Origin of the sequence: Spiroplasma endosymbiont of Megaselia nigra, from assembly GCF_003987485.1 — a bacterium.
GTDB lineage: Bacteria > Bacillota_I > Bacilli_A > Mycoplasmatales > Mycoplasmataceae > Spiroplasma.
Map to the genome: position 1 here is coordinate 1 of NZ_RCOO01000110.1, position 3,750 is coordinate 3,750.

Sequence of the window (3,750 nt, forward strand, 5' to 3'; positions counted from 1 at the left end):
AATTTAAATCAATTAATTTTGAAGTTACATCTGATTCAAACTCAGTTTTGCCAACAAAAAAGGTACCTTTAAAAAACACATTGTTATTATCTAATATAATTTCTTGTGGTAAAAGATTATTTTCTTTTAAACAAAAAATTATATCTTTAATTGAAAATTCTTGTTCTGTTTTTTGATCATTTTCATCCGTTATTTTTACTTTTATTTTTCCACTAATTTTTTGTTTAAAAGTAACTTTATATTTTTTAATAATTTGATTTAATTTAGTTTTAACTATAATTTTTTGATCAGGACGAACCGGAAAGCTTTGTGATTGAATTTTTGTAGTATGAGATATTTTTGTTGATCTTTCATTCATGTTAGATAAATCATAAGAATTTGAATTAGAAATAACTTTTGATATATTTTTTGTTTTTGATTGAGAATTATCTGTTTGATGGGTATTGCTTTCTTCACTTGTTACAGAATATGAAATGCTAGCACTAACGGGTCCTCAACCAGCACTAACTTCTGACCCCACATTAGTACCTGTAGTTTTGGTTTTAATATCTGTTGTTCCGGCTGTATTTGTGGTACTTTCTCCGGATTCTAAAGTATTGTCAATTCTTTTATTAATTCCCTTTATTAATTGAACAGAATCAATAGTTTCTTCTGTATATTCATGTTCAATTGTTTTGTAAGTAATATCTTCTGTAAAATTGTTGGTGAAAACTTCATTGTTGTTTTGGTAAATAGTATTTGTTATTGTATCTGAAGGGCTTTTTTCTTGTTCTATTAATTCAATGTCAGAATATTTTAGATCATCGATATTAAATTCGATATTTTTAACATAAGAATTAAGGTTTTGTTTTTGATAATATAAATATAATCCTCGTCTTATTTGTTCTTGCAAATCAATAATATCAGATTCAATTAATTCTAGTGGTTCATATTCATATACCTTACCATCAGTTCCGCCAAAATAAATTTTATTATTATTTAATAAAAAACAATTAAAATCAAATCAACCATTTATTTCAAAAACTACTTTGGGCTGATCAGTAACAGGATCATATTCATATACTTTGCCATCCATTGAACCAAAATACAGTTTATTATTTAAAATAAAAGAAGAATCAAATCAACCATTTATTTCAAAAACTACTTTGGGCTGATCAGTAACAGGATCATATTCATATACTTTACCGTTAACAGAACAAAAATAAAGCTTATTATTTAATGAAGCACCAGAAGAAATAATCATATCTTTTGTTTTTGTTTTAGTGACCTTTTGTTGGCCAGTAAGGGGGTTATATTCACATATTTTTTTATTAGTTAAAAAAAAATAAATTTTATTGTTTAATACAAATCCAGAAGAAATAACCATATCTTTTATTTTTATTTCATCGACGTTTTGTTCCTTAGTAATTGAGTTATATTTATATACCCTGCTGTTAACACTACCAAAATAAATATTATTATTTACTACAATACCCGAAGTTGAAAGAATTTCACTTGCAGTAATTACTACTTTTTGTTGTCCTGTTGCAGGATCATATTCATATACTTTACCATCATCAGAACCAAAATAAATTTTATTATTTAACACAGACCCAGAAAAATTAATATAACCATTTGTTCTTATAACAATTTTTTGTTGTCCTGTTGCAGGATCATATTCATATACTTTACCATCATCAGAACCAAAATACAGTTTATTATTTAATGCTACCCCAGAAGAATTAACGCTGCCACTTGTTTTAATCACAACTTTTTTTATTAAAGTATTTATATTAATACTATTTTTTCTTTTATTTATATTTAAAGTTTCTAAATTATTTATTTGCGAATAATTGATATTATTATTTAATTTTTCTTCTTTTTGATAAGGACTAGCGGCAATTGTTGTTGGCACCGCAGTTCCACTAATTGTTAATACACTTAATAAACTTAAAAGTTTTTTCATTTTATATAATTTCCTTTCATTTTGTTACAAAATAAATTTAATTAAAAAAATTTTCAAAAAAATTGAAAATTCAATATCTTTTAATATATTTTAAAATATTTATTTTGTTAGTTTATAATTTTTATAAAACCTAATATTTTGTAATGCTATCATTTTAGTACGATTTTTTTTATTTTGTTAATAACATCTAAATTTATTTTTAGACAATTTAAATTATAGCAAAAGAATTATTTAAAAAATAAAAAATAATTTCACACATGGTTTTGGGCGAGCGGTTGATTTTCTTAAATTTTGTGATAAAATGACTTATAAGTTAAAAAAATTTTTGAGATTCTTTCAAACAAATTTGGGAACCTTTATAAAATTCTTAGCTTAACGCTTAGAATTTTTTCCAAGTATTTTGAAAGCCACGGCAAAAGTTTTTTTAAACTTTAAGGCATTTTTCACAAACTTATGAAAATCACCGCGAGACCAGATTAGTAAATAATAATGATTTAAACTAAATAATTTAACATAACACCACATTAAAACCCTTATAAAATAAGGGTTTTTCATTGCTTGTTTTGCGATTGTCGTTTGTGGCGCATTGAGTGTTATTTTCACGGGGAAATGGTAATAAAAATAATATAATTAAAATTTTTATATAAATATGATAAATAATATTTATCATATTTATTATTTTCTTTAAAAACTATTGAAAATATATATTATTTATATTATCATATAAATATGATAAATATTATTTATATGATAATATAAAAGAAAAGAGATATAAAATATGCCAATTATACCGAAAAAAAATATCAATATTTTGGATAAAACAAAAAATACTGTTTCTTTTAATAAAGAATTAAACCAATCTAAACAAGTAAAATTAAATTCTATGACTTGTGATATTGATTTAATTTTTAAATTTAATGAATTGGCAAAAAAAAGAAAATGGAATAAGACAACTCTTATGAATGAAATATTAAGAGATTATTTTGATAGATTGGAGAATAGTAATAATGAAGATGATTAGTTTTTGTAACAAAAAAGGTGGGGTCGGAAAAACAACTCTTTGCAAAAATGTCGCATATAAATTTGCGTTGGAAAATAAAAAAGTTTTAGTAATTGATTTAGATACCCAAGCAACAATATCATTTCTTATGCAAAATGAAAAAATAGATATGTCAAAATCACTACACAAAATTATTGCAAGTGATTGTGGTATGGATATAAAAAAAGTAATTCAACCAACAAAATATAAAAACACTGATATTATTGTTGGTGGGGAAACACTAAAAAAATCTTTAATAGTTATGAGGGAATTATATGACAATGATAATTTTTATTTAATTGGAATAAAAATTTATCAATCAAACCAAGAAACTTTTGATAGTTATGATTATGTGTTGATTGACTATCCACCAACAACGGATGATTTAAGTTTAAATTGACTAATATTTAGTGATTTAATTATTATTCCAACAAATAACGGGAGTGGGAGCTATAAAGGAATTTTAGACTTAAATAATAATTTAGATTTAATTTTAAATAAATTAAAAATGTCTAAACCACAATTAAAAATATTATTTAATGATATTACGGAAACAGAAAACAAAAATAAATTTGAAAAATGATTAAAAGAAATAAATTTATATGATAATTTATTAAATATTTTCATAAAGCACTCTGAAAATTTTACTACAACTGAAAATGATTTTATAAGTATTTGGGAGAACCCTTATTACTGACGTCAGAAACAAGCCTACGAAGAACTCATCAAAGAAATCAAATAACAATGTAAGTTTAAAATATTTTCA

At 23.4% G+C, this 3,750-nt stretch carries 3 protein-coding genes; 2 read left to right on the plus strand and 1 reads right to left on the minus strand.

Annotated elements, in window-relative coordinates; translation table 4 throughout:
• A partial coding sequence (locus D9R21_RS04890) for a PQQ-binding-like beta-propeller repeat protein (RefSeq protein ID WP_148108831.1) occupies positions 1 to 1,945 on the minus strand: 1,945 nt, incomplete at its 3' end.
• A gap of 778 nt (positions 1,946 to 2,723) precedes the next feature.
• On the opposite strand from D9R21_RS04890, the gene D9R21_RS04895 reads away from it, so the two are divergent.
• Together D9R21_RS04895 and D9R21_RS04900 are read left to right on the plus strand one after the other, a co-directional pair.
• Positions 2,724 to 2,966 (plus strand): hypothetical protein, encoded by a 243-nt coding sequence (locus tag D9R21_RS04895; RefSeq protein ID WP_126821332.1) that lies wholly within the window; start codon positions 2,724 to 2,726, stop codon positions 2,964 to 2,966.
• The gene (locus D9R21_RS04900) at positions 2,953 to 3,726 is read left to right on the plus strand and encodes a ParA family protein (protein ID WP_126821333.1); all 774 of its coding nucleotides are present in this window, start codon (positions 2,953 to 2,955) and stop codon (positions 3,724 to 3,726) included. Before D9R21_RS04895 ends, D9R21_RS04900 begins: the two co-directional genes overlap by 14 nt.
• Positions 3,727 to 3,750: the final 24 nt, after the last annotated feature.